This window comes from Comamonas sp. 7D-2, from assembly GCF_022749555.1.
Classification (GTDB): domain Bacteria; phylum Pseudomonadota; class Gammaproteobacteria; order Burkholderiales; family Burkholderiaceae_C; genus Comamonas; species Comamonas thiooxydans.
In genome coordinates, this window is sequence record NZ_CP094238.1 from 1,332,089 (window position 1) to 1,358,786 (window position 26,698).

The following is a 26,698-nucleotide window of genomic DNA, read 5'->3' on the forward strand; positions in this document are numbered from 1 at the left end:
CCTCAGGGGGTGACCCGCGGTATCACCGCAGGTTTGACCCCCGCCCGGTTGGTCGGTGCAATCGCATTGAACTCGCCGTTCTGCCACTGGCCCACATGCCAGAGCTTGGTCAGCATCTGGCCTTCAAGCTTGACGGGGCCGAGCACGGTCTCGAAGCTGCCGCTCTTGAGCTCCTGGGTCACGGCGGCGCGGTCGATCTTGCCCACGCGCTCGATGGCCTGCTGCAGCATCTGCAGCGAGGTATAGACGATGGGGCTGGCAAAGCGGTCCGATTCCTGGCCGGTCACTTCCTTGAAGCGCTTCAGATAGGCCTGCATCTGCGGGTTGCCGGCATCGATGCCGCCCGGCGCCATCACGCCTTCGGCCGCTGCGCCGAACTTGCCCTTGAACATGGGGAACTGCGTGCCCACGCCGGTGAAAAGCACCTTGGGAGTCAGGCCCAGCGTCTTGGCCTGCTCGTTGATCAGCATGGTGTCGGGCGGATAGGAGTAGGCCACGAAGGTGTCGGCACCCTTGCCCTTGGCCTCGTTGATGACGGGCGTCATGTCCTGCGTGCCGATCGGGTAGCTCTTGTCGTAGACCAGCTCGAAGCCATGCTGCTTGGCGGCCTTGCGCGTGGCATTGGCCAGCTCCACGCCAAAGCCGTCGGCGATATTGATCATGGCGATCTTGTTGTTGATCTTGCCGTCCTTCTTGGCCTTTTCCAGCATGGCGACCAGGCCCTCGGCATATTCGCCGCCTGTGCCCAGGAAGAAGAAGGCATGCTTCCAGCGCTTGGCCAGATCGGGGGCCTTGTCGGTCACCGAGGTGGCGGCCAGCAGCGGGTATTTGTGTTTTTCGTAGGTCGGACCCACGGCCAGGTTGGAGCCCGTGCCCCAGGGCGGCAGCACGAAGTCCACCTTGTCCTGGGTGATCAGGCGCTCGGTGGCGCGCACGGCCTCCTCGGTGCTGGAGCGGTCGTCGTATTCGATGACCTCGATGGGCACGCGCTTGTTGTAGGCCTTGAGCATGATGCCGCCGGCGTCGTTGATCTCCTTGACCCAGAGCTTGTAGTTGGGCGCCGTGGTCACGGAAGTACCGCCCGCGTTGACGCCGGTCTTGGCAATTGCCCAGCCGATACGGATGGACTTGGGCGCTTCCTGGGCCAGGGCCTGGCCGCACAGGCCCGCCAGGGCCGTGGCTGCGACCAGGCTTTTGAGAACAAAACGCTTGTCGGCGAATGTCATGTTTGTCTCCTTTTGATGGACGGGTGTCCGGGTTTTCGGCCATCGTAGGAAATCGCGGCGCAAGGGGCTTGTCTGTGCGTGCACTGCGTCTTGTCTGTGCATGCAAGTATCTGTGGGTAAACACTGATTTCCCTGCGAGGCGCCGGTTTTGCCCGGCCCCTGGTCTGGATCGCTATGGATAATGAAGCATCCTGTTACTTCTTCAGGAGCCCAGATGCGGCCAGACATTCCTGCCTACCAAGTGACCGAGAAGATGACCGAGATGCAAGGTGCCCAAGCCGTGGGCGCCTGGCAGCACTGGATGTCCACGCTCTATGGACTGGAGAGCGATGTCTATGGCGATCAGCATTTCTCGGCGCGGCTGGGAACCCTGGAGCTGGGGCCGGTGGGCATGACCCGGATCGAGGCCAGCCGCCATCGCGTGCGGCGCACTTCGGCCAGCATGGCACGCCACAGCACCGACTTTCTCAAGATCGTGGCCCCCTGGCATGGCGAGGCCCGCGTCTGCCAGAACGGGCGCGAAGCCGTGGCGCGCAGCGGCCAGTGGCTGATCTATGACACCACGCAGGAGTACGAGGTGCTCAACCCCGAGTGGTGCGAGCATCTGATCATCACCTTGCCCAAAAGCCGCTTCGAAGACCATGGCCGCGCCATCGACGCCCTCATGGGGCGCTATGTGGGCGGCAGCGAAGGCGTATCCCGCATTGCGCTGGACATGATGCGCGGCACTTTTGCCGAATGTCGGGCCATGGGCCAGGGACTGGCCCAGCATGTGACGGATTCGCTGCTTCAGCTGATCCAGCTGTCCCTGCTCGATGCCTGCGGCCGCGCGGCATCGCTGAGCGCCAGCGAGCTGCTGCAGGGCCGCATCAAGGCCTATGTGCGCCAGCATCTGCGCGATCCTGCCCTGAGCGTGGATGCCGTGGCCGCAGCGCTCAACTGCAGCAAGCGTCATCTCTACAACGCCTTTGCCGATGAGAGCTTGTCCATCAGCCAGCATATCTGGGCCGAGCGCGTGGCCCTGTTCCAGCGCGAACTGCTCAGTCCTGCCAATCGCCACTGCACCCTGACCGAGCTGGCGCTGGCCAGCGGCTTTGCCAGCGGCGCGCATCTGAGCCGCCTGTTCAAGCAGCACACGGGGCAGACGCCGGCGCAGTTCAGGGCAGGCGTGCAGTCTTCGAGTCTGCTGAACTAGGCATTAAATTGGCCTTAAACCCAATCCAGGAAATCGCAAACAGCTATTGATACAATAGCAAACAAGAAGCAAACAAGAAGCAAACAAGAAGCAAACAAGAAGCAAACAAGAAGCAAACAAGAAGCAAACAAGAAGCAAACAAGAAGCAAACAAGGAAAAGAAAGCCACCTGGCGTTTTCAAATCAGGTGGCTTTAAAAATTTGAGGCTAGGGCGCAGCAATTGAACAGGCATGCCCCATCAAAGGACAGCAAGCAAGCGCCGCCGCGCAGCAAAGCTGTCGTCCCCCTCCCGCATTGCGAAGCAAAGCGAGAGAGGGGGAAGGCGCAAAGCGCCTCAGGGGGAGATCAAATGTTTATTCCGCACTTGCCCGGAGCCAGAATCCCATTGGGGTCCAGAGCACGCTTGATCTTGCGCTCGATATCGCGCTTGACCGGACCGTAGCTCTGCGCCACGCGCTCCTGGAAGGCCGTGTTCACGCGGTACACGGCATAGCCTTCCTTCTCGAACTCGTCCAGCAGCTCGGCAAAGCAGGCGTTGGCGCGCTTGGTTTCCTCTTCGTTGCTGCGGTCGTAGAGCACATCGATGACATGGTGCATATCGCGCCAGCCGACGATGAACTCGCCCACATAGTCCAGGCCATGCTTGTTGAGGATCTTCTTGGCCAGCGACTTCTGCTTGTCGCACTCGCTGCCGCGCGCCTGCGACACAGGGGCAAACCACATCGAGCCGCCACCCCCGCGCCAGTTGTAGAGGCCGAACTCCTGCAGGTTGGGCACGCCCGACATGAGCTGGGCACGGTACTTGAAGGGCTGGGTGTCGCCAGCCATCTCCTCGGTGATCAAGCGGCCCTTGCCCAGTTTCTTGAGCGCGTCCTGCACGATCTTGAAGTTGACGTCGACCTGCTCCCTGGTGCCGTACAGCGCAGCGTAGACATTCCAGGCGCCCAGATGCTTGTCTTTCTGGATCTGCTTGAGGATGGCGTCCGGCGTATGGCCGGGCTCGGTGATGTAGTCCGAGCGGCGGGTGTTGCAGGTGGATGCCTCCCACAGCACGCCGGCAATCACCACCGAATTGGGGATGACCTGGGCGATGCGCAGGGGGCGGATGAATTCCACGATCTCGGAGATATCGCTGTCTTCGTCGAACTGGATTTCCAGCGGCTTGAAGACCGGGGGCTTGGGCATCAGCCAGAAACCCATCTTGGTGCAGATGCCGTAGTTGGACTGGGTGAACATGCCGTCCAGCGTCGGGCCGTAGCCCCATTTGAACACCTGCCAGGCCTTGTCGCCCTTGACGCCTCCCATGCCGGTGCGCAGCACATCGCCGTTGGCCATCACCACTTCCATGCCGCACTGCATCATGAAGTGTTCGCCATAGGGGGTGTAGCCCACGCCGCGGTCCATGGTGTTGCCTAGAGGACCGGCAATGGCCGAAGGTGCCGAGAACGACAGCATCAAGGGAATCTTGTTCTCTTCGAGGTAGTCGTAGAGCATCTGGTAGGTCACGCCAGGCTCGACCAGGGCCGTGCACAGTTCGGGGTCCACGTGGATGATCTTGTTCATCTTGCGCAGATCCAGCACCACCTGGCCGCGCTGGCCCGGCGCGGCCGAGCCGTAGCCGAAGTTGCGGCCGGTGGAGATGGTCCACACGGGCACCTTGTGCGCGTTGCAGATCTTGACGACCTCTTGCACCTGCTCCACGGTGGTGGCAGTCACCACGGCGGAAGGTGTGTGCTCTTCGGTAGGCACAGCCATCATCACCTTGGTGTAGGGACGAACCAGCTCGTCCTTGATCATCACATTGTCTTCGCCCAGGGCCTTCTTGAATTGAGCGATGGCCGCATCAAAGCTGCTCTCGCTCATGCCCTTGGGCAGGGCCATGTATTTGCTTGTCATGCTCTGCTTTCCTTGTTTCTTAGATTACGCAGCTAAAGGACACGCGGGCTTCCTTGCCTGCTGCCGCCGTGGTGGTGTTCATGACTTGACCGGACGCCAGCGACCGACCCAGTGCCTGGGCCCAGTCGGCGGCGGCGCCGTCCACACGATGGTGTTCCACGGCCAGCACGCGGCCACCGCTGGAGCGAACCAGGTCCAGCACCAGCGTGGCCGAGGCGTCATCGAGCAGACCCAGCAACAGGGTTTCCTGGCTGTCGGTCAGCAGCTCGCCCAATTGGTTGAATGCGGCGCTGTCCAGACCTTGAAGGCCGGTGTGCACCACGTTGCGGGAGGTGCTCTGAACACCGGCCGCAAAGGCCTTTTCCAGCGCGCTGGCGTGCATGGAGGAGGTCACGGCCAGCACCTCGGCAGAGCGTGTGGCTGCGCTGGCGGTGCGGCCTGCAGCGGAGGTGGCAGCCTGTGCCCAGCCTATGCCGGAGACAGCCAGACCTGCAGCGGTCAGACCTTTGAGAAGGGAGCGACGATCGGTTTGCATTGCATCGTCCTCCTTATTTCCTGGCGGGCTCGGCTGCCTTGGGGGCCTCTGTCTTGGACAGGTAGTTTGCCAAGTCTTCCAGCGTGGCGTCGTCGATATCGGTCACGCGAAAGGATGGCATGGCGTTCATGCCGTTGCGCGCAATGATCACGTAGGTCGCGGGCGGAAAGCCTCGCCCCTTGATGACGGGGCCTATGCCGGCTTCATGGCATTTGGCGCAGGTCTTTTCGTAGAAGCGCTGGCCGGGGCCAATGTTGTGAGAGTCCGCAGCCGAGGCGGCGAGGCTGAGGCCAGACAGCAGGGCTGCCAGGGCCAGTTGGGAGGCATGTTTCAACGTGGGTCTCCGGTGGTTCTGTTGGTCGGCAGACACAAGGCGCGGGTTGGGGCTCGCGCCTTGCCCATGCGGGCGCTGCACCTGAGGTCTTTGCCTCATGGCCCAGTGCCGGCGATGGAGGTTTCAAGCGAGGACAGGAGTCACGCCTGCCGGCTACGACTGCTGTCCTGGACGCTTTAGAAGGGGTAGTGACGTGCGGTGGTCTGCATGGTGATCCAGCGGGTGTCGGTGAAGGCATCGATACCGGCCTGGCCGCCAAAGTGACCGTAGCCCGAGTTCTTTACGCCGCCGAAAGGCATCTGTGCCTCGTCGTGCACGGTGGGGCCGTTGACATGGCAGATGCCCGCTTCGATGCGGCCGGCCACGCGCCAGCCGCGCGCTGTGTCCCTGGTGTAGACGGCGGAAGACAGGCCGAACTCGTTGTCGTTGGCCATGGCGATGGCCTGCTCTTCGCCACGCACACGCACGATGGCTTTTACCGGGGCAAAGGTCTCTTCACGGAAGATTCGCATCTCGGGTGTCACGCCGTCTATCAGCGTGGCGGCCATCAAGGTGTCGCTGGCCTTGCCGCCGCAAAGAATCCTGGCACCCTTGGCCACGGCATCGTCGATGAGCTCGTTGACGCGGTTCACGGTGTTCATGTCCACGACGGAGCCCAGCACCACGGGGCCTTTGCGGGGGTCGCCCAGAGGCAGGGTTGTGGCGCGGCCCACCAGCTTGGCGATGAATTCCTCGGCCACGGCCTCGTCCACGATGATGCGCTCGGTGGACATGCAGATCTGGCCCGAGTTGGCGAAGGCGCCAAAGGTGCAGCCGGCCACTGCGGAGTCGATGTCGGCATCGTCGAGCACCAGAAACGGTGCCTTGCCGCCCAGCTCCAGAATGACGGGCTTGAGGTATTTGGCGCAGGTCTGGCCGATGATGCGGCCCACGCGCGTGGAGCCCGTGAAGTTCACGCGGCGCACGGCGGGGTGGGCCACCATGGCCTCGACCACGGCGCCGGCGTCTTCGGGCGCATTGGTCACAAAGTTCACCACGCCGGGCGGCAAGCCGCCTTCCTGCAGCGCTTCGATGATCAGGCCGTGCGTGGCAGGGCACAGCTCCGAGCCCTTGAGGATCACGGTGTTGCCGCAGGCCAGGGGCGTGGCAATGGCGCGTACGGCCAAGATGATGGGGGCATTCCAGGGGGCGATGCCCAGCACCACGCCGGCGGGCTGGCGCACGGCCATGGCCATGCTGCCGGGAATGTCCGAAGGAATCAGCTGGCCGTTGATCTGGGTGGTCAGCGATGCGGCTTCGAGAAACATATTGGCGGCCAGATGCACATTGAAGCCGGCCCAGATGCCGGAGGCGCCGGTCTCTGCCGCCATGGCTGCGGCAAAGGCCTCGGCCTTGGCCTCCAGGGCCTGGGAGGCCTTCATCAGCATCAGCCTGCGTTCTGTGGGGCCCAGGGCCGCCCAGGCAGGGAAGGCCGCCTGAGCGGCTTCCACGGCACGCACGGCGTCGGCTGTTGTGGCGGCCGGGGCACGCGTGGCGACCGAGCCGTCCAGAGGGTTTTTGCGCTCGAAAGTGGCGCCATTGCTGGCCTGTGCGGTCTTACCGCCGATGAGCATGCTTTGTTCAATCATCTTCGCTTCCTTCACTACCAAGGGCGCGTGACCGCAGTCACTGCTTGTTGATGCAAGTTGAAAAGTGGGGGCTGGTGTCGTTGCACAAGGCTTGTGTCACCGGGCTTGTCTCCACCTTTTGTGATGTTTCGCCTGACACTGGCGTGTGAGTGATCGTAGGAAAAGCCCTGGCAAGATGCTGTGCGCAATGTGCACAAACCGTTTGACGAATCGTGCACGCGACCTAGGGTTTGCACTAGTTTGAATGCAGTGTGGGAGATTCTTCATGGCCTGAGCGCGAAAGTGCTCACTTACCGATAATTGTTGTACTTTGTCGGTACAGGCAGAGATAGATACAACGAGGAGTCAAGGCCCATGACCGCGCCCGTGGTACTGAGTACCGATGGTCTTCCCGAGAAGGAAACTGCACCAGCCTGGCAGGGCTGGATGGCACAGCTGTTCTCGGGTCTGGATACGGATCTGTATGGCGACACCTGTTTTGACGGGCATCTGAGCGTGGCATACGCAGGCGATGTGATGCTCACCAAGCTGGATGCCGGGCGCCACCGCGTCATACGCGACAGCCACCGTCTGCGCGACAGCGAAGCGGCCTACCTCAAGATCGTGGCGCCCTGGAGCGGCCATGCCGAGGTGCAGCAGTACGGCAGCAAGGCCTGCGTGAGCAATGGCAGCTGGGCCATCTATGACACCTCGCAGCCCTATGTGGTGGCCAACCCCCGGCACACGGAGCACCTGATCATGATGGTGCCCAAACAGAGCATTGCCGAGCGAGGCCTGCGTCTGGAAAACCTCATGGGTCGATCGGTGGGGGGCAGCGCCGGCATTGCGCGCATTGCTCTGCAGACCATGCGCAGCACTTACCAGGAACTGGACAATATGACGGCACCGCTGGCGCGTCGCGCCGGGGAGTTGCTGGTGGATATGGTGCATCTGTCCCTGCAGGCACTTGGCGGGCAGGCCACGGCGGTGACGCAAAAGCAGGCCCTGTACGACCGCATCTGCGAGCATGTGGCCTGCCATGTGCGCGACCCTGGGTTGTCGGTCGATCAGGTGGCCGAAGCACTCAATTGCAGCCGTCGGCATCTGCACAACGCCTTTGCGGGACGAGATCAGTCGCTGGGCGGCTTCATCCAGCAAAGCCGGCTGGAGCTTTGCATGCGGGAGCTGCATTCCCCGGCGCTCGCGCACCGCACCATTACGGAAATTGCCATGGGCTGTGGTTTTGGCAACAGCGCGCACTTCAGCCGTGCCTTCAAGGCCTATGCCGGCATGTCGCCGTCCGAGTTCAGAGCGCTCGGTCATTGATCTGTGCCGACCAGCGTTTTCGAGGCCTATAGGACAATGCAGTCCGTTGCTTAGAAAGCAGGACTGTATTCATGGACATCAATACGCCGCTCACCCTGCTGGGTGGGCTCACCGCCTCTCAATTCATGCGCCGCCACTGGCACAAAAAGCCCTTGCTGGTGCGTCAGGCCATCCCTGGCTTCAAGGCCCCGATTCCGCGCGCCCGACTGCTGGCCATGGCGGGCGAGGATGGCGTGGAGTCGCGCCTGATCCAGCAGCTCGAAGGCGACAACTGGAAGCTCAGCCACGGCCCGCTGTCCCGTCGCAGCCTGCCTGCATTGACCAAGCCGGGCTGGACCGTGCTGGTGCAGGGCGTGGACATGCATGACGCCAAGGCGCATGAGTTGCTGCAGCAATTCCGCTTTGTGCCCGAGGCGCGCCTCGATGATCTGATGATCAGCTTTGCCACCGATCAGGGGGGCGTAGGCCCGCATTTCGACAGCTATGACGTGTTTCTGCTGCAGGCCCAGGGCAAGCGCCGCTGGCGCATCGGTCGTCAAAAAGACCTGTCTCTGCAGCAGGGCAAGCCACTGAAAATCCTCTCCAATTTCGAGCCCGAGGAAGAGTTCGTTCTGGAGCCCGGCGACATGCTGTATCTGCCGCCCAAATGGGCGCATGACGGTGTGGCGGAAGGCGAATGCATGACGTATTCGATAGGCTTTCGCTCGCCCGATCGCAGCGAGCTGGGCCGCGAGTTGCTGCTGCGCATGTCGGACGAGCCCGACGAGCCCGAAACTCCGGTCATTTATCGCGACCCCAAGCAGGAGGCCGTGAGCAACCCGGCGCTGATTCCTGAAGGCATGTATGACTTTGCCCGCGAGGCACTGAAGAAGGCCATGGCCGAGCCGCTGGCGCTGGAGCGCGCGCTGGGCGAGTACCTGAGCGACCCCAAGCCCAATGTCTGGTTCGAGCATGGCGATGAAAACGGCATGTTCGAGAGCGTTGTGCTGGATCGTCGCACGCGCATGATGTATGACGCCAAGCACATCTTCATCAATGGCGAAAGCTATCTGGCAGGTGGCCGCGATGCCACGTTGATGCGCAAGCTGGCAGACAGCCGAGCCCTGTCGCGCAAGGATCTGGCAACTGCCAGCGATGACGCGCTGGAGTTGCTGTCGTCGTGGTTTGATGCTGGCTGGGTTCGCTCCGGCGACTGAAACAGGGTGGACTTGTAACAGCGATCGTGCTAACTTACGGGTTTGTCCTCTGTGGCTCCTGCTGATTTCGCAGGCTTTGTGTAGGTTATGTAAATCTTTATCAAAGCTTTGTCAGGGATTTGACAGGAATAAATTTATGCTCCACAGTGTGGCTCAAGGCAAGCGTGGGCTTGCCCGATAAATGAGAACGCGCCGATTTGTGCAGAATTGTTTGGTTGCTGTCAGTGTTAGTCAGCAATGGGCAAAACTACCTATAATGCGGGCTGAGTCGAATTTATCGTTTGACCTGATCTGCCAGAGCGATCAATAGCTGCAAAAGGCTGACCGTAATGGCAATCTGCATACCGTCTGCTGAACCTACCATTTAGGAAACTGTCATGAAGAACTCTCTGATTCTGGCTACCGTGATCGCTGCTGCTGCTCTGGCTGCTTGCGGCAAGAAGGAAGAAGCTCCTGCTGCTCCCGCTCCTGCTGTGGAAGCTCCTGCTGCTCCCGCTCCTGCTGCTGAAGCTCCTGCTGCTCCCGCCGCTGACGCTGCTGCTCCTGCTGCTGACGCTCCTGCTGCCCCCGCCGCTGACGCTCCTGCTGCTCCTGCCGCTGACGCTCCTGCTGCTCCCGCCGCTGAAGCTCCTGCTGCCAAGTAATTCGCTGCATCAGCCAGCTTGAGGCCCAGGCCTCAAGCATGAAAAAACCGCACTCAGGTGCGGTTTTTTTACGTCTGGATTTCACAGCGGATTTTCGAGCCGCGGATGCTTGTCGGCATATGAGGTCTGTACCGATATCTGCACTTGGGCGGATTCTCGCGTGCAAGCGCGCCATGAGCATTGCAGCCCCCAAGCCGAAGTTCGATTCGTTCGGACATGAAAAAAGCCACCAGAGCGCAGTCCGGTGGCTTTTGCATGGGGGCAGCGCTCTTTACTTCAGATCATCGGTGATGATGCGCACGATGCGCTGGCCGTTGGCGGAGTTGTCCGGCTGGCCTTGCTCATTGAGCACGCTGACCTGGGACTTGTTGCCGTCACCCTTGACCTGGATCTGATACTTCTGAGGCGCGGCAGCTTCCTTGCCCTGGCTGAAGATCTTGCTGAAGAAGCCCTTGGACTCAGGCTTGGCGTTCGGGTCCACGTAGCGCACGTAGTAGAGGCCGCGGCTGCGGTCGCGGTCTTCCACGGTGAAGCCGGTGCGGTCCAGTGCCACGCCAACGCGGCGCCATGCGCGCTCAAAGCCTTCTTCCAGCTGCAGCGTGGGCACACCGTTGATGGTGTCCATGCGTGCGCTGGTCGAGGTGGTGGCTGCAGACTTGTCCGCCTTGGCAACGGCAGAGGCCTGCTCTTCGCTCACACCCAGCTTGACCATGATGCGGCGCAGGAATTCGGTTTCCAGTTCGGGATCGCGAGGACGCGGTTGCCAGATGGTGTTGTCCTTGCGCTCGCTGGTGTAGACCTCCTGCATGCCACGGTGGGTGACATAGATGCGGGTCTTGCCATCGGGCTCGCGCTCCAGGCGGGTGCGGAACTTGTCGCGCTCGCTGGTGGAGTAGAGCGAATCGAACACCTTGCCCAGGCTTTTTCGGATGATGTCCTGAGGCAGCTTGGCGCGGTTTTCGGCCCAGTCGGTCTCGAGAATGCCCAACTGGCGGTCTTCCATCGCATAGATGAAGCCGTTTTCCAGCCAGAAGTCGCGAGTGGGCTCCCAGAGCTTGTCGGCTGCACGATCAACCACGAGCCAATGCTCGGCACCGTCGCGCTCGATGCGGACGTCGCCAATCTTGTTGGCTGCGGTGTTGTTGTCGGCAGGCTTGGCGGCCTTGGCATTGGCCTGCATGGCAGCAGCGGATACCACGCCACCAGGGACGGTATAGCGCGAGTCTTGCGACAGCTGCGTCAGATCCGGAGGGACTTCAAGAGAGGGAGCTTGATTCTTGCCCGCGCTCTTGTAGTCGATCTTGGTCTCTTGGAACGTGGTCGTGCAGGCAGACAGGCCCAGCGCGATGCTGAGCAGGCTCAAACGTGCTGTTTGTTGTTTCACGCGGATTGTCCTTGGGTAGCGTTCAAGCTATGTGCGAAAAACCGCTAGCTTAGCGCAACTCGATCAGAGTACGCCAACTTTACGCAGAGCATCCTCAACAACTGCTTCGCATTGCTCGCTCAGCGGCGTCATGGGCAGGCGCATGGCGGGGCCGCACAAACCCATGCGGGCTGCTGCCCATTTCACGGGAATGGGATTGGCTTCGACAAACAGACTCTTGTGCAGGGGCATGAGCTTGAACTGGATTTCCATGGCGCGCTTGGTATCGCCGGCCATGGCGGCCTTGCACAGCTCGCTCATCAGGCGGGGAGCGACGTTGGCCGTCACGCTGATGTTGCCGTGGCCGCCGCACAGCATCAGTGCCACGGCGGTGGGGTCGTCGCCGGAGTAGACGCCGAAGCCGGCAGGCACGTCACGGATCAGCCATTGAGCACGCTCGATGTTGCCGGTGGCTTCCTTGATGCCGATGATGCCGGGGATCTGGGCCAGGCGCAGCACGGTGTCATGCTGCATGTCCGCAACCGAGCGGCCGGGCACGTTGTACAGAACCACGGGCAGGTCGCCAGTGGCTTCGGCGATGGCCTTGAAGTGCTGGTACTGGCCTTCCTGTGTGGGCTTGTTGTAGTAGGGAACGACCTGCAGCTGGCTGTCGGCGCCCACCTTCTTGGCGTACTTGGCCAGCTCGATGGCTTCGTGGGTGCTGTTGGCACCGCAGCCGGCCATGATGGAGACGCGGCCGGCGGCCTGTTCCACGGCGACACGAATGATTTCGCAATGCTCTTCGACATTCACGGTGGGCGATTCACCAGTGGTGCCGACCACACCGATGCAGTTGGTGCCTTCGGCCACATGCCAGTCGATGAGTTTGCGCAGCGACGGGTAGTCGACGCTACCGTCTTCGAGCATGGGCGTAATGAGGGCAACAATGCTGCCAGTGAGAGCAACGGAGGGTGATGTCATATCCGCAATCAGAAAACGGTAAAAATGAATTCTACAAACAGGGACAGGGTGCAGGCAGTGGTTTGCCATCAACAGTGTCTAGCAAAACTCTGTTTTTGTCGAAGTGTTGTTGATAAATGACGAAATGACGAAATATTTAATTTCTGTGCGTCATATTGTTCGTTGATCGTGGCTTTGTTTCGGACGGCATGGCTGCAATCTGGCGGCTTTGCAAGTCTTGCACCATGCGGTCCGGCCGCTTTTCTCAAAGCCTGCATGCAGGCTTGGCGACCGTGGTTTCAGCCCCGCCGGCATCGCTTCAGTTCGCGCTGTAGTTCCAGGCGCTGATATGGGCCTGCGCCAGCCGTTCCATGAAGTCCTCGGCATCTGCCGAGCGCACCACGGTCACGCGCAGGCTGTCGTCATCGGTGGCCAGCTTGATCAGGGCCAGCTGGCGGCCGGCCAGATGTTCGGCCATGTTCTCCAGGCCCGATTCAACACCGTCAGCGGGCGTGTCCCATTGCCAGTCATCAGTGCCTGGCAGCCAGTGCGTGTTCGCAATGCCATCGGCATCCTTCCAGTCAAAGCGGGCGAACTCACCGGCAACGGCAAGCAGATGCACCCAGTACAGGGTTAGCGCGTTTTCACCAGCGGGCAGATGCATGACATCGGGGTCGATCTCGTCATCTTCGTCCCAGCCCATGTCGTCAGGATCAGGTGCCGCCACGCAGTCACGCCATTGCTGAAGCAGTTCTGCGGCCTGGCTTTCGTCATTCAGGCAGAGGATGCGCGATATATCCTGCATCCAGGCCTCATCCTCTGCCTCTATCAGTTCCGCGCGGGTCATGGCCGTGGTTTCGGGGGTGTCGCCACCCAGGCCCTTGAACATGCCGCGCAGCGCGTTACGGTAGTCCTCCCAGGTTTCTCCGGTGCGGGTGATGCTGAAATCCTGGATGGAGAACATGACCAGTTCGGCCTCCGGCCCTTCGCCCATAAAGCTCAGCAGTTCATTTTTCTTGGGACTGCAGTTCAGCGGCGGGCACCAGATATCAGGGGCGGCCAGCAGCTTACCTTTGGTGTTGAAGATGCGGGGCTCGCCTTTTTCGGTGATGGCCAGCAGCTTGCGGCCGGGAAATACCTTGGGGGGCGAGCTGCTGAAGCCGCGCTCTATGGTCTTGAACTGACAGGGGATGATTTCCTGGCCGCGGATGTCAATCACGCCTTCGAGGATGCGGAACTCCTGCTCGCCCTGCTCGTTGACAAAGGGTTCCCGGATGCAGGCGACGGCCAGGTCTGTCTTGGCGCTGAAGTCGTTGATGTGCTCATAGCGGCCCGCATCAAACACAGGGTGGCCGTCGGGCTTGAGCAGCAGCTGGCGCGAGTCGCCATAAGGGCCTTGTTCGGCACGGATTAATTCGTCCTGTTCCTCGTTGTAGTCGATGCTGCTGAGCCCTTCGTGCAGCAACGCGAGGCCGGGCAGGTTGCGCAGGTCCTGCATGTTTTCCTGCCTCGGTGATCTGCAGGCCATCACATGGGGCGTGACGGCATAGGCGTCGCGATAGCCCTCGGAGGGCGATACCAGCCAGATGCCGTTCAAATCCTTGATGCCGGACCTCGCGCCTTCGCCCGGCGTGGTCTCGGGATAGTGCACGCTCAGATGCTCGCCAGAGACAAAAGTCATGCTCGCGCCTTCCAAGGGGCGCTGAAGCCAGCGGCCATAGGGCGTGACCATGCCCACGGGCCAGTGGTCGCGCTCGGCTTCGTTCTGTGGTTTCAGGCCCGTGCGCGGGTGCAGCTTGGGCATGACGTAATAGCTTTCGGTCGCTTCGTCCCAGGCGCCATGGTGGCGCGGCTCGTAGTGATCGGCCAGCCAGGCGGGCCAGTCTTCTTCGCTTTCCTGCTCGATGACCTCGGTGCGTGCAATGACCGAATCGCTCCACCATCCCAGATGGGATTGCGGCGCCCGCTTCAAGGCCTGCAGAGATTCGGGCAGCTCGCCGCCGCTGCAGCTCCATTGCCGGCATAGCTCGCGCTGGGCCTGCAAAAAGGTTGTGAACTGCGCTTCGTCAAAGTCATGCGGACATAGCGTGGCGCAGTCCAGCAGCAGCCACTGGCGCGTGCTGGTGCTGATGGTGTGATCGATGTGCTGCCATTGCTTCTTGACGGAGTCGGGCCAATGCGCAGGGCTTTTTGCGGGCAATGGCTCAATCACGCTCCTCAGCCATTGCCAGCGGGCCCGGACCTGCTCCATGGGGGCGGCCAGGGCCGAGAGGCTTTGCTTGTCCTGGTAGGCGCTGCAGGGAACCAGTTCGGGCAGATGCCGCGCATCGCCCAGCAGCACGCTGAACAGCAGCGGTGTGCTGCTGAACCATTCGGCCCAGCCGTCGCAGCTGCCGCCGGGCTCTGCGGGCCACTCTGTCGAGGGACTGGGGTGTTCGTCGTGGGCAAGCAGCAGGGCGTAGGCGGGCATGGCAGTCGGGCAGATGTGGATGCAGAAGAAGGGCGTCAGGCTTGAAGCAATGCGGCAGGCGCGGCCGGGCCACCGGGCCTGATGGCGGCAATGCGCTGAACCACGCGCTCGGGCTGGTGCAGCAGGCCGTGCTCGTAGGCGACGATGTTCCAGCCTGCGCAGACCTGCAGCAACTCGGCTGGCGCCAGCAGAAAGTCCGGGCGCGAGGGCTTGCCATAGGCCTCGTTGCCCTGGGCGAAGGTTTCGTAGAGCAGCACGCCGCCGGGCTTGACGCTGGCCAGAATCAGCGGCCACAGCGGTCGCCACAGATAGTTGGTGACGACCACGCCATCAAAGCTGCGCCCCGTCAGCGGCCAGGCACTGTTCTCGATGTCGGCGGTAATCGTCTCGGCGATATCCGCCACGGACCGGGTCGCTTCCGGCGCCTTGTCCACGCTGGTCAACGCGTGATTCAAGTCCGAGAGGAAACGGGTATGGCGGCCCATGCCGCAGGCCAGATCCAGCACAGAGCCCTGCGGGCGTACCAGATGGGCAAAGCGGGCAATCCAGGCGGAGGGCGCCGGCGCGCAGTGGCTGGCGGCAATCGCAGGAATGGCGGTGAGTGTGGGAGGCTGGGTGTTGCTGGTCATCTTGCGAAAACTATAGCAGTGCCCGCAGCCCTGTTCCTGCATGGCCTGCCGCAGCGTCAGATGTAGGCCGCCAGCTCAGTGCGGCTTCACATCGTCCTTGAGCGCGGCCAGGGCCATGTCTTCCACCATGCCCGGGGCGATCAGCTTGATGAAGCGACCCAGTTTGCCCTTGCCCGTCATCACCACCTCGCGCTGGCGGCGCCTCATGCCGTCGAGTATGAGGTGCGCGCATTCGGCCACCGTCATCGCGCCGTCTTCCTTGAGGCCGCTGACGCCTGCGGCCTCGCCTCTGGCGTTGTAGCCGTGGTAGCGGATGCGCGTATCCACCACGCCGGGGTAGGCCGTGGTCACGCTCACGCCGGCGGGTTTGAGCTCGATGCGCAGGGCTTCGAAGAAGCCGGCCATGGCGAACTTGCTGGCGCTGTAGGCCGTGCGGCCCGGCACGCCTATCAGTCCTGCCAGCGAAGACACGGCGACGATGGAGCCCTGGCTGGTCTTGAGGTGCGGCAGCGCTGCATGGGTGCACCAGACGCTGCCCCAGAGGTTGATGCGCATCAATCTCTCATACCAGCCCAGGTCTTGTGCGCTGACCTGTTCAAAGAGCGCATGGGCCGAGATCCCGGCATTGTTGATCAGGGCGTCCAGCCCGCCAAACTGCTGCACGGCTGCGTCGATCAGCGCACGGCACTGGGCCTCTTCGCTCACATCGGTGGGAGCTGTCAGCACCTGCGCCCCCAGGGCCCGGCATTGCTCTGCCACGGCTTGCAGATTGCCGGCATTGCGCGCGGCCAGCGTCAGCTGCAGCCTGCTCTGATGGGTTTGTGCCAGCTGTCGGGCCATTTCGGCGCCTATGCCGTCCGAGGCTCCGGTGATGATGATGCGGGTCATGCTCTCTCCCGGCCATGCCGCCCGGGCAGCTTGCCCAAGAGCTCAGAAGCAGGCCCAGACCTGGTCTGCCAGTGTGAGCATGAATTCCGGTTGCAGATACAGGGCAAACACCGCCAGCAGCAGCACGAGCACGGCACACCAGATGGAGATGCGTTGCCAGAGTTTGAGCTGCATGGTGGTGTCTCCGGTATCAGGCGGCGCTGGGCGCGCGGCGCACAATGGCTGCCTCGCGCACGGGCAGGTTGACGATGGCGGCAAAAATGCCCAGGGCAATCGAGATGTACCAGACCATATCGTAGTTGCCGTTGATATCGTAGAGATAGCCGCCCAGCCATACGCCCAGGAAGCTGCCGATCTGGTGGCTGAAAAAGACAAAGCCGCCCAGCATGGACAGATGCTGCACGCCGAAGATCTGGGCGATGGTGGCATTGGTCAGCGGAACGGTGGACAGCCACAGAAAGCCCATGGCGGCGCAGAAGGCATAGACCGACCAGGGCGACAGCGGTGCCAGCAAAAAGGCCACGGTGGCCACCGAGCGCAGACCGTAGATGCCCGACAGCAGGTAGCGCTTGGGCAGCTTCTGGCCCAGATTGCCGGCCAGATAGGTACCGAAGATATTGAACAGGCCGACCAGTGCTAGCGAATAGCTGGCCACATGGGGCGCCATGCCGAAGTCCTTCAGATAGCTGGGCATGTGCACGCCGATGAACATGACCTGGAAGCCGCAGACAAAGTAGCCCGCCATCAGCAGCAGAAAGCTGGGGTAGGTCCAGGCTTCCCTGAGCGCCTGGCCCACGGTCTGCTCGCGCTTGATGGGCGTGCTGCCGCCAAAGCCCGGCTCGCGCAGGCCGAAGGCCAGCGCGGCGATCAGCAGCGCGAACAGCGCCAGTATCAGCAAGGCATTGGACCAGCCGAACTGCGCGATCAGCTTGCCTTCCACGGGCACCATGAAGAACTGGCCAAACGATCCTGCAGCAGCTGCAACACCCATGGCCCAACTGCGCCGCGCCACGGGAATCTGCCGGCCCAGCACGCCGTAGATCACGGCATAGGTGGTGCCGGCCTGGGCCGCGCCGATCAGCACGCCGGCGGTCAGCAAAAACACGGTGGCATCGGGAGACAGCGCCATGCCGGCCAGGCCCAGGGCATAGAGGATGGAGCCGCCGATCAGCACCTTGAAGGCGCCGATGCGGTCGGCCAGCATGCCGACGAAGATGCCCAGGATGCCCCAGGACAGGTTCTGCACGGCAATGGCCAGGGAAAAGTTCTCGCGCGTCCAGCCCATCTCCTGGGTGATGGGTTGCAGCCACAGCCCGAAGCCGTGGCGTATGCCCATGGAGAGCGTGACGATGGCGCCACCGCACAGAAGAATCTGCGCCATGGACATGGGGGCTTGAGTTGTCTTTGTAGTCATGCCGTGTGTGCGAAAAAAGGCTTGGGGGCGGTCAACTTGCCACTTTAACGAAACAAGCTGTTTTGCGCCTGCGCAGGCCGTCACATGCGTGGCAGGCTGGCCTGCCAGAATGCGTGACCGGCAAGCAGCGGCGCGGGAGCCGGAGCAGGGCGGAAGAAAGAAAAAGTGAGCGCCTTGCGCAATCCATGTAATGGATATGGATTTAAAACTATACATAACGTATGAATCGCATGTGGTAGATGCTATTGTTTTAAGAGTATCCGCAGCGATGAAGACCCGGTAAAAACACGTTGCCAAGACAGATGTTCGGGCTTTGTGCAAGAGTATTGGGAGTAAACAACTGTGAATTTATCCAGCTCTCATCCGGAGAGGCCACTACAATCCGCCCCCATGGCAGTCAAACCGTCCAACGAATATTCCGAAGGCTCGATCCGCGTTCTCAAGGGTCTGGAGCCTGTCAAACAGCGTCCCGGCATGTATACGCGCACCGACAACCCCCTGCACATCCTGCAGGAGGTGATCGACAACGCGGCCGACGAGGCGCTTGCCGGCTACGGCAAGAAAATCAAGTTCACCATGCATGCCGACGGCTCCTACAGCGTGGAGGACGACGGCCGCGGCATTCCCTTCGGCCTGCACCCCGAGGAGAAGGCGCCCGTGGTGGAGCTGGTCTTCACGCGTTTGCACGCGGGCGGCAAGTTCGACAAGGGCAATGGCGGCGCCTACAGCTTCTCTGGCGGTTTGCATGGCGTGGGCGTCTCGGTGACGAATGCGCTGGCCACGCGCCTGGAGGTGCAGGTGCATCGCGACGGCCAGGTGGCCACGCTGGTGTTCTCGGGCGGCGATGTGGTCGAGCCGCTCAAGGTGCGCCCTCTGCAGGCAGGCGAGCGCAAGCAGGGCACGACGGTGCGTGCCTGGCCCGATGCCAAATACTTCGAATCCTCGGCCCTGCCCATGGGCGAGCTGGTGCATCTGCTGCGCAGCAAGGCTGTGCTCATGCCCGGCGTGGCCGTTTCGCTGATCAATGAAAAGTCGCGCGACACCCAGAGCTGGCAGTTCAAGGGCGGTCTGCGCGACTATCTGGCGCAGAGCCTGCATGGCGAGCCCGTCATCCCCCTGTTCGAAGGCGAGGGCTTTGCCGACAAGAACAACGACAGCTTTGCCGAAGGCGAGGGCGCGGCCTGGTGCGTGGCCTTCACCGAGGACGGCGCGCCGCTGCGCGAAAGCTATGTCAACTTGATTCCCACCACGGCGGGCGGCACGCATGACAGCGGCCTGCGCGACGGCCTGTTCCAGGCCGTCAAGGCCTTCATCGACATGCACTCGCTGCTGCCCAAGGGCGTCAAGCTTATGCCCGACGACGTGTTCGCGCGCGCCAGCTATGTGCTCAATGCCAAGGTGCTGGACCCGCAGTTCCAGGGCCAGATCAAGGAGCGCCTGAACTCGCGCGACGCCGTGCGTCTGGTCTCGGGCTTTGTGCGCCCGGCGCTGGAGCTGTGGCTCAACGAGCATGTGGACTGGGGCAAGAAGCTGGCCGAAATCGCCATCAAGGCCGCCCAGACCCGTCAGAAGGCCGGCCAGAAGGTGGAAAAGCGCAAGGGCAGCGGCGTGGCCGTGCTGCCCGGCAAGCTGACCGATTGCGAGAGCAAGGACATAGCCGTCAACGAGGTGTTTCTGGTCGAGGGCGACTCTGCCGGCGGCAGCGCCAAGATGGGCCGCGACAAGGAAACCCAGGCCATCCTGCCGCTGCGCGGCAAGGTGCTCAACACCTGGGAGGTGGACCGCGACCGGCTGTTCGCCAACAACGAAATCCACGATATCTCGGTGGCGATCGGCGTGGACCCGCATGGCCCCAATGACGAGCCCGATCTGTCCGGCCTGCGCTACGGCAAGATCTGCATTCTCTCGGACGCGGACGTGGACGGCTCGCACATCCAGGTGCTGCTGCTGACGCTGTTCTTCAAGCATTTCCCCAAGCTCATCGAAGCCGGCCACATCCATGTGGCGCTGCCGCCGCTGTTCCGCGTGGATGTGCCTGCGCGCGGCAAGAAGCCGGCCATCAAGGTCTATGCGCTCGATGCGGGCGAGCTCGATGCCATCATCGAGAAATGCGCCAAGGACGGCGTGCCGCGCGAGAAATGCCAGGTCAGCCGCTTCAAGGGCCTGGGCGAGATGAATGCCGAACAGCTGTGGGAAACCACGCTGAACCCCGATACGCGTCGCCTGCTGCCGGTGCAGTTCATGAATCTGGACTTTGCACAGTCGGAGGCCGTGGTCACCAAGCTCATGGGCAAGGGCGAAGCCGCCGCCCGCCGCGAGCTGATGGAGCTGCATGGCGATGCCGTGGAGGTCGATATCTAGGCGGGCGTTGCCAACGTCTGCACTAGCGCTCACTAGCGGTCGATGGAGCCAGCCATGCACAAGCCCATGTTCGATGCCTCACCCAGCCAGCCGCCCGCGCGCGGCGGGTTCGCGTCTGTGCGCTTGCGACGTGCGGTGGCAGCTGCCCTGCTGGCGGGCTCGGGCTGGCTGGCCCTGGCGCCGGCGGCGCATGCCGATCTCTGGGCCTATGTCGACGAATTCGGCGTCACGCACTTTGCGGCCGAGGCGCTGGACGAACGCTACAAGCTGTTCTTCAAGGGCGAGCTCTACGACAGCAGCCAGCCGGGTCTGCAGCTCAAGCAGGATTCGGCGGCCGAGGGGCTCAACGCCCGCACGCGCATGCAGAGCTTTTTCGAGGTCTCGCCGCGCTACAAGAGCGTGAGGCCGCATCTGCAGAAAGCGGCCGAGAGAACCGGCGTGGACTACGACCTGATCAAGGCCGTGATCGCCGTGGAGTCCGGCTTTGATGCCCAGGCCGTCTCGCCCAAGGGCGCTGTCGGCCTGATGCAGCTGATGCCGGCCACGGCAGAGCGCTTTGGCGTGTCGGCCAGCAAAAAGCGCAGCATGCAGCAGCAACTGGCCGACCCGGCCGTGAACGTGCCTGCCGGCGCGCGCTATCTGAGCTATCTGATGGACTTGTTCCCGGGGCGGCTCGATCTGGTGCTGGCCGCCTATAACGCAGGCGAAGGTGCGGTGCAGAAATTCGGCAAGGCGATTCCGCCCTACAAAGAAACAATGAATTACGTCAAGGCCGTCACCGGCATCTACGAGCAGTTGCAGGCAGCCCGGCCCCTGAGCGGCCGGCTGGCTGCGGCCGGCTCGGCTGGCCGCGGCGGCTCCCGCATACGCATGACTCTGCCGGGCGCGGCCTCTGCGGCCGCGGACGCGCAAATACCTTGAGTCGCCGGATCGGCGCAATTTGGAAAATCACAAAGAATTCATGAGCGATCAAACCACACTGGATTTGTCTCAACAAGCCGCTGGCGATGCACTGGACCTGGGTCAATACGCACAGCGCGCCTATCTCGAATACGCTTTGTCGGTGGTCAAGGGCCGTGCCCTGCCCGATGTCAGCGATGGCCTCAAGCCCGTGCAGCGCCGCATCCTCTATGCCATGGACCGCATGGGTCTGGGCTATAGCGGCCCGAATGGCAATACGGCGGCCAAGCCGGTCAAGAGCGCCCGTGTCGTCGGCGACGTGCTGGGCCGCTTTCACCCGCACGGCGACCAGTCGGCCTACGACGCACTGGTGCGCATGGCCCAGGACTTCAACCAGCGCTACCCGCTGGTCGACGGCCAGGGCAACTTCGGCAGCCGCGACGGCGACGGCGCAGCGGCCATGCGTTACACCGAGGCGCGCCTGTCCAAGATCACCGGCCTGCTGCTCGACGAAATCGATATGGGCACGGTGGACTTTGTGCCCAACTACGACGGCAGCACCCAGGAGCCCAAGCAGCTTCCGGCGCGCCTGCCGTTCTCGCTGCTCAATGGCGCCAGCGGCATTGCCGTGGGTCTGGCAACGGAAATCCCGAGCCACAATCTGCCCGAGGTGGCGGCGGCCTGCGTGGCCTTGATCAAGAAGCCGCAGCTGCCCGAGGAAGAGCTGCTGGCGCTGATTCCCGGCCCCGACTATCCGGGCGGCGGCCAGATCATTTCATCGAGCAGCGATATTGCCGATGCCTATCGCACGGGCCGTGGCAGTCTCAAGGTGCGTGCGCGCTGGAAGATCGAAGAGCTGGCACGCGGCCAGTGGCAGCTGGTGGTGACCGAGCTGCCGCCCGGCGTGTCGGCCCAGAAGGTGCTCGAAGAGATCGAGGACATCACCAACCCCAAGGTCAAGACCGGCAAGAAGGCGCTGAGCCAGGAGCAGACCCAGCTCAAGGCCAGCATGCTGGCCGTGCTGGACTGCGTGCGTGACGAGTCGAGCAAGGATGCGCCGGTGCGCATCGTGTTCGAACCCAAGACCGGCAAGATTCCCCAGTCGGAGCTGATCACGGCGCTGCTGGCCCACACCAGCCTGGAGTCTTCGAGCTCGATCAATCTGACCAGCATCGGCCTCGATGGTCGCCCGGTGCAGAAGTCGCTGCGCCAGATGCTGGAGGAGTGGATTGCCTTCCGCTTCCAGACCGTGACGCGACGCAGCCAGCATCGGCTGGAGAAGGTGCTGGATCGCATCCACATCCTCGAAGGCCGTCAGGCCGTGCTGCTCAATATCGACAAGGTTATTGCCATCATCCGCGCCAGCGATGAACCCAAGCAGGCCCTGATCGACGCCTTCAATCTTTCCGAGCGTCAGGCCGAGGACATTCTTGAAATCCGTCTGCGTCAATTGGCGCGCCTGGAGGCCATCAAGATCGAGCAGGAGCTCAAGGAACTGCGCAGCGAGCAGGGCAAGCTGGAAGACATCCTGGGCAGCGAGGCGACCATGCGCCGCCTGATCTGCAAGGAAATCGAGGCCGATGCCAAGACCTTCGGCGATGCCCGTCGCACGCTGATCCACGAGGAGAAAAAGGTGGTGGCCGAGGTCAAGGTGGTGGATGAACCCACGACCGTGATCATTTCCGAAAAGGGCTGGGTGCGCACGCGTCAAGGCCATGGCGTGGATGCGGGCACGCTGAGCTTCAAGGCAGGCGACAGCCTCTACGGCACGTTCGAGTGCCGCACCGTCGATCAGTTGCTGGCCTTTGGCAGCAACGGCCGGGTCTATTCGGTGCCGGTGTCGGCCCTGCCGGGCGGACGCGGCGACGGCCAGCCCGTGACGACGATGATCGAACTCGAAGCCGGTACCCAGCTGCTGTACTACTTTGCCGGCAGCGAAAGCACACAGCTGCTGCTCTCGGGCTCGGGCGCCTATGGCTTCACGGCGAGTGTGGGCGATATGGTCTCGCGCCAGAAGGCCGGCAAGGCCTTTGTCACGCTGGGCGAGGGCGAGACCCTGTGCGCACCTTCGGTGGTGCATGGCGTGCCCATGAATGCGCGTGCCGAATATGTGGAAGGCGGCGAGCAGGGAGCAGGTTTGCTCAACCCCGCCAGCCATGTGATCTGCGCCTCGGTGGGCGGTCGCATTCTGACCTTCGAGATCGCAGAGCTCAAGGCCATGCCCAAGGGCGGGCGCGGCCTGATGCTGATCAGCCTGGAAGACAAGGATCAGCTGGCCGGCGCGGCCGCCTATACGCGCAGCATCCGCCTGGATGGCGTGGGGCGCGGCGGCAAGGCGCGGACCGAGACGCTGGAGATCCGCAGCCTCAACAACGCCCGTGGCAACCGCGGCCGCAAGGGCAAGGCTGCCGACCTGGGCTTCAAGCCCCAGGCGGTGACGCGTGTGGAATAGGTGATCAGTACGCCCATGAAAAAACCGCGTCAGTTTTGCTGGAGCGGTTTTTTTTTTGATCGGGCTTGAAGAAGGAATGGCAGAGAACGATCCGTGGCGGACGTTTGTGTCGAAGCCGTCAACGGTATCGCTTCGATCTTTCTGAGAAATTGTCACGTATAGATCTTCGTTGCCGCAAATCTCTCGCGCAGCCATGTGGCCGCGGGCCCGCTGGGCCGCTGTTTGTGCCAAACCAGCTCCAAGGCCACTGGGTGCGCCCCTTCGTCGAATCGTAGCGCTGGCATGACGAGGTCCTTGGCGATAGGCGAGCGCGCGATGATGTGATCAGGGATCAGTGCCCAGCCAATTCCTTGCTTGAGGATTTGCAGGATGACCCAATGGCTTTCGACCCACCAGACCTCGGCAGCGACGCGAAGGCGGTGCTTTTCGGTTCCCTCGGACCTCAGGGTCACCATGATTTGGCGGTGACGCTTGAGCTCCTCCCAGTCGACAACGGTGTGCGCAAGCGGATGGTTGCTTCCGCAAACCAGTTTGAGCGGTACCCAGCCAATAGTGTGAAAGCCAAGTTCTGCGGGCAGCGATTCCTGGCGCCACATCACTCCGATATCCGCTTTTCCATCAAGAATCATGTTGCTGACATCCTCCATCATGGGGAACAGCAACTCCAGCTCGACATGGGGAAAGAGGCTCGCGAACTCGGCGAATAGCTCTCCCTGCACATGCTCCGGGTAGAGCTCGTCGATGGCTACGACAAGGCGCTTTTCAACATGCGCCTCGAAGCTCGCCGCAACCCCAATGAGGTGTTCGCGGCGGTCGAGGATCAGCCTGGCCTCAGCCAGCAGGCGCTCGCCCGCAGCCGTCAACGAGGGGTTGCGCCCGGCACGGTCGAACAGCATCACCCCAAGATCCGTCTCCAGGTTGGAAACCTGGGTGCTGACGGCCGATTGCGCCTTGCGCAAAGCTCGTCCGGCGGCAGAAAACGATCCTTTTTCTGCCGCCGAGACGAATGCTTCCAGTTGATCCATGGATATGCTCATCTATCTGATTTTAAGATGGAAGATAACTTTTCATTATTTGATATCAAGATACATTGCACACCAATCAATGTGATTGGAGAAAAATGATGAAAACGCGCAGTCTTTCTGATCGGGTGCGGCACGCTTTGATGTTCGAGGCTATCGGGTTGATGATCATCATCCCGGCCTCGGCAGCCTTGTTCAACAAGCCCATGACGCACATGGGGGTGGTGGGTATCGGCTCTGCCACGATCGCGACGGTTTGGAATTTCACGTTCAACATCGGATTTGATCGCTGCATGCGGAAGATGTACGGCCACATTCGCAAGAGCTTCAAAGCACGCCTGCTGCACACTGTCTTGTTTGAGGCGGGTCTGCTGCTGATTCTGCTGCCGTTGATAGCCTGGTATCTGAATATGACGCTACTCGATACGCTGGTGCTCGATCTGGCTATCGTCGTGTTCTATCTTGTTTACAACTTTGTGTTCAACGTCGCCTATGACCGCTTTTTCCCGGTCATGGCAAATAGCCGCCCTCAGGTTGTTTCCAACTTGGGCGAGGCTTCATAGTTCACAGCCCGGCTTGGGTGCCAAGTCTCATGGAGGGGCTGGCTTCATGACGTGGTGCAGGTTTGAGCTGCAGTTACGGATTCCCCGCGCAATCCAGTGTCGGACTGAAGACTGAATTGGAGCGCCCATCATGTCGCTTGGCTTGGAGGCTAGCCAGTCGCGCTATCCATCGAATGCCACAAGGCCTGCATCTGCAAGGTACCGAAGTCAATGTTCGAAGGTTCTCTATGAAATTCCAGAGCCGCTGGCTCACGCTTGGCGTGGTTTCAACGGCGTTGCTGCTCATCGTCATCGATATGACGGTGCTCTACACGGCGTTGCCGAGTCTGGCGCAGGCCCTGCACACCACGGCTTCGGAAAAGCTGTGGATTCTCAATGCCTACTCTTTGGTGATGGCCGGATTGATGCCGGCCATGGGTGCCTTAGGCGATCGCCTGGGCCACCGGGCGGTCTTTATCAGTGGCATGGCTCTGTTTGGACTGGCCTCCGTGATTGCAGCATTTGCTCCCAGCGCCGCTGTACTGATCGCTGCTCGTGCATTGCTTGCCATTGGCGGCGCAGCCATGATGCCGGCCACGATTGCCATTGTTCGTACCACCTTCCACGACCCCAAAGAACTGGCTTTTGCCATTGGTGTCTGGGCGTCTGTGGCCTCTGGTGGCGCTGCGGTGGGCCCGGTTTTGGGTGGAGTCTTGCTGGAGCATTTTTGGTGGGGTTCGGTTTTTCTGATCAACGTCCCAGTCATTGCTGTGGCTGCAGTGCTGGCCTGGTGGCTGGTTCCCAAGAGCGCGGGGAATGCGAGCGTCACCATCGACTTGCATAGCTGCTGGCAAAGCACGCTTGGCATCATTGCACTGGCTTATGGCATCAAGGAATTGGCCAGGCTCGATAGTCATGTGCTCCTGGCCTGGGGGGCTTTGCTTGCGGGAGCTGCGACATTGACAGTCTTTGTGCGACGTCAACTCCGGCTGCCTCAACCATTGATTGATTTCAGCTTGCTTTCAGTCACCCCCATAGCCATGGGTATTTTTATCGCCCTCGTGGCGTCAATGATGCTGATCGGCTTTGAGTTGGTGCTCAGTCAGAGGCTGCAGTTGGTTCTGGGAAAAAGTCCTCTTGAGGCAGGAGCATCTGTTCTGCCTATCTCCTTGGGGTCTTTCTTCGCAGGACCATTGGCGGGGATATTGATTGGACGCATTGGCGGTCCGCGTGTCATTGCTGCCGGCCTGGTCATGTGTGCCTCAGGCATCTGGGGATATCTTGGCTTGAACGAGGCAGGCGCATTGTGGCAAGTGGGGGTCCTGGCCTTGTGCGGTGTGGGAATAGGCTTCAGCCTGACCGCCTCCAGCGCGCTGGTAATGACGAATGTGTCAGAAGACCGCGCAGGCATGGCGGGGTCTGTAGAAGGCGTGGCCTATGAGTTTGGAGGAGGGTTGGGGGTGACTATTTTTGGCTCCCTGATGACCGCGGTCTACGTCGCGCATGTACGACACGGCGGTAAAGAGGCCATGGCTGGCAGCGGCCTGGACGAGGCGTACCGAAATACCCAGCAAGGCATCCAATCTCCAGCCGTTTTACAAAGCGCAATGCAAGCGTTTGAAGCGTCTTTTGCCGCGGTTAGCGGTGTTGTCATCGCGTTGCTTTTTTCTCTCGCGCTAGTCGTTTTGGTGCTGGCTCGTCATTTACCCAAGCAGCAGACGGGCGGCTGACTCCAGGC

22 protein-coding genes are annotated in these 26,698 nt (G+C 61.8%); 9 read left to right on the forward strand and 13 right to left on the reverse strand.

Features of this window, described 5'->3' with window-relative positions; translation table 11 throughout:
• Positions 1-2: 2 nt before the first annotated feature.
• Complete coding sequence (locus MPZ60_RS06055; RefSeq protein WP_034359966.1) at positions 3-1,226, reverse strand: amino acid ABC transporter substrate-binding protein; 1,224 nt, start codon at positions 1,224-1,226, stop codon at positions 3-5.
• Between the two features lie 214 nt (positions 1,227-1,440).
• Here MPZ60_RS06055 and MPZ60_RS06060 point away from each other — a divergent pair, with 214 nt between their 5' ends.
• Positions 1,441-2,421 (forward strand): AraC family transcriptional regulator, encoded by a 981-nt coding sequence (locus MPZ60_RS06060; protein ID WP_034359967.1) that lies wholly within the window; start codon positions 1,441-1,443, stop codon positions 2,419-2,421.
• 345 nt (positions 2,422-2,766) lie between these two features.
• On the opposite strand, the gene MPZ60_RS06065 is transcribed toward MPZ60_RS06060, so the two are convergent.
• The 4 genes from MPZ60_RS06065 to MPZ60_RS06080 form a co-directional block, all read right to left on the reverse strand.
• Positions 2,767-4,317 (reverse strand): FAD-binding oxidoreductase, encoded by a 1,551-nt coding sequence (locus MPZ60_RS06065; protein WP_034359969.1) that lies wholly within the window; start codon positions 4,315-4,317, stop codon positions 2,767-2,769.
• 19 nt (positions 4,318-4,336) lie between these two features.
• Positions 4,337-4,852, reverse strand: coding sequence for a hypothetical protein (locus MPZ60_RS06070; protein ID WP_034359971.1), 516 nt, complete (start codon positions 4,850-4,852; stop codon positions 4,337-4,339).
• Positions 4,853-4,865: 13 nt separating this feature from the next.
• On the reverse strand, positions 4,866-5,186 hold the full coding sequence (locus MPZ60_RS06075) for a cytochrome c (RefSeq protein ID WP_012837377.1): 321 nt from the start codon (positions 5,184-5,186) through the stop codon (positions 4,866-4,868).
• A gap of 176 nt (positions 5,187-5,362) precedes the next feature.
• Positions 5,363-6,814, reverse strand: coding sequence for an aldehyde dehydrogenase (locus tag MPZ60_RS06080; protein ID WP_034359973.1), 1,452 nt, complete (start codon positions 6,812-6,814; stop codon positions 5,363-5,365).
• Positions 6,815-7,168: 354 nt separating this feature from the next.
• Between MPZ60_RS06080 and MPZ60_RS06085 the strand changes: the two genes are divergently transcribed.
• The 3 genes from MPZ60_RS06085 (at position 7,169) to MPZ60_RS06095 (ending at position 9,959) form a co-directional block, all read left to right on the forward strand.
• Entirely contained in the window at positions 7,169-8,119 is a 951-nt protein-coding gene (locus MPZ60_RS06085; RefSeq protein ID WP_034359975.1) for a helix-turn-helix domain-containing protein, read from the forward strand.
• A gap of 71 nt (positions 8,120-8,190) precedes the next feature.
• The gene (locus MPZ60_RS06090) at positions 8,191-9,315 is read left to right on the forward strand and encodes a JmjC domain-containing protein (protein WP_034359976.1); all 1,125 of its coding nucleotides are present in this window, start codon (positions 8,191-8,193) and stop codon (positions 9,313-9,315) included.
• Between the two features lie 377 nt (positions 9,316-9,692).
• Complete coding sequence (locus MPZ60_RS06095; protein ID WP_034359978.1) at positions 9,693-9,959, forward strand: hypothetical protein; 267 nt, start codon at positions 9,693-9,695, stop codon at positions 9,957-9,959.
• Between the two features lie 271 nt (positions 9,960-10,230).
• Here MPZ60_RS06095 and bamC read toward each other — a convergent pair whose 3' ends face one another.
• The 7 genes from bamC to MPZ60_RS06125 form a co-directional block, all read right to left on the reverse strand.
• Positions 10,231-11,343, reverse strand: a complete 1,113-nt coding sequence (gene bamC, locus MPZ60_RS06100) for an outer membrane protein assembly factor BamC (RefSeq protein WP_034359980.1) — start codon at positions 11,341-11,343, stop codon at positions 10,231-10,233.
• A gap of 63 nt (positions 11,344-11,406) precedes the next feature.
• Positions 11,407-12,303, reverse strand: a complete 897-nt coding sequence (gene dapA / locus MPZ60_RS06105) for a 4-hydroxy-tetrahydrodipicolinate synthase (protein WP_003064577.1) — start codon at positions 12,301-12,303, stop codon at positions 11,407-11,409.
• Between the two features lie 298 nt (positions 12,304-12,601).
• On the reverse strand, positions 12,602-14,752 hold the full coding sequence (locus tag MPZ60_RS06110) for a hypothetical protein (protein ID WP_034359982.1): 2,151 nt from the start codon (positions 14,750-14,752) through the stop codon (positions 12,602-12,604).
• Positions 14,753-14,787: 35 nt separating this feature from the next.
• Entirely contained in the window at positions 14,788-15,423 is a 636-nt protein-coding gene (locus MPZ60_RS06115; RefSeq protein WP_052057714.1) for a bifunctional 2-polyprenyl-6-hydroxyphenol methylase/3-demethylubiquinol 3-O-methyltransferase UbiG, read from the reverse strand.
• Between the two features lie 33 nt (positions 15,424-15,456).
• Positions 15,457-16,269, reverse strand: coding sequence for an SDR family oxidoreductase (locus MPZ60_RS06120; RefSeq protein ID WP_034359984.1), 813 nt, complete (start codon positions 16,267-16,269; stop codon positions 15,457-15,459).
• Between the two features lie 42 nt (positions 16,270-16,311).
• Positions 16,312-16,443 carry a hypothetical protein gene (locus MPZ60_RS25135; protein WP_003057673.1) on the reverse strand — a complete coding sequence of 44 codons (132 nt, stop codon included), beginning with the start codon at positions 16,441-16,443 and terminating at the stop codon, positions 16,312-16,314.
• Between the two features lie 16 nt (positions 16,444-16,459).
• Positions 16,460-17,656, reverse strand: a complete 1,197-nt coding sequence (locus MPZ60_RS06125; RefSeq protein WP_034392076.1) for an MFS transporter — start codon at positions 17,654-17,656, stop codon at positions 16,460-16,462.
• A 417-nt stretch (positions 17,657-18,073) separates the two neighbouring features.
• On the opposite strand from MPZ60_RS06125, the gene MPZ60_RS06130 reads away from it, so the two are divergent.
• Genes MPZ60_RS06130 through parC form a run of 3 tightly spaced genes read left to right on the forward strand, consistent with a single transcriptional unit; the run spans position 18,074 to position 23,396 of the window.
• The gene (locus MPZ60_RS06130) at positions 18,074-20,044 is read left to right on the forward strand and encodes a DNA topoisomerase IV subunit B (protein WP_034359988.1); all 1,971 of its coding nucleotides are present in this window, start codon (positions 18,074-18,076) and stop codon (positions 20,042-20,044) included.
• A 54-nt stretch (positions 20,045-20,098) separates the two neighbouring features.
• Positions 20,099-20,965, forward strand: coding sequence for a lytic transglycosylase domain-containing protein (locus MPZ60_RS06135; RefSeq protein ID WP_034360062.1), 867 nt, complete (start codon positions 20,099-20,101; stop codon positions 20,963-20,965).
• A gap of 40 nt (positions 20,966-21,005) precedes the next feature.
• Positions 21,006-23,396 (forward strand): DNA topoisomerase IV subunit A, encoded by a 2,391-nt coding sequence (gene parC, locus MPZ60_RS06140; RefSeq protein ID WP_034359990.1) that lies wholly within the window; start codon positions 21,006-21,008, stop codon positions 23,394-23,396.
• 152 nt (positions 23,397-23,548) lie between these two features.
• Here parC and MPZ60_RS06145 read toward each other — a convergent pair whose 3' ends face one another.
• Positions 23,549-24,433: a LysR family transcriptional regulator gene (locus MPZ60_RS06145; RefSeq protein WP_034359992.1), complete on the reverse strand. Its 885-nt coding sequence runs from the start codon at positions 24,431-24,433 to the stop codon at positions 23,549-23,551.
• Positions 24,434-24,516: 83 nt separating this feature from the next.
• Here MPZ60_RS06145 and MPZ60_RS06150 point away from each other — a divergent pair, with 83 nt between their 5' ends.
• Positions 24,517-24,981 carry a PACE efflux transporter gene (locus MPZ60_RS06150; RefSeq protein WP_224650058.1) on the forward strand — a complete coding sequence of 155 codons (465 nt, stop codon included), beginning with the start codon at positions 24,517-24,519 and terminating at the stop codon, positions 24,979-24,981.
• Positions 24,982-25,154: 173 nt separating this feature from the next.
• Positions 25,155-26,690, forward strand: a complete 1,536-nt coding sequence (locus MPZ60_RS06155) for an MFS transporter (RefSeq protein WP_080746207.1) — start codon at positions 25,155-25,157, stop codon at positions 26,688-26,690.
• Positions 26,691-26,698: the final 8 nt, after the last annotated feature.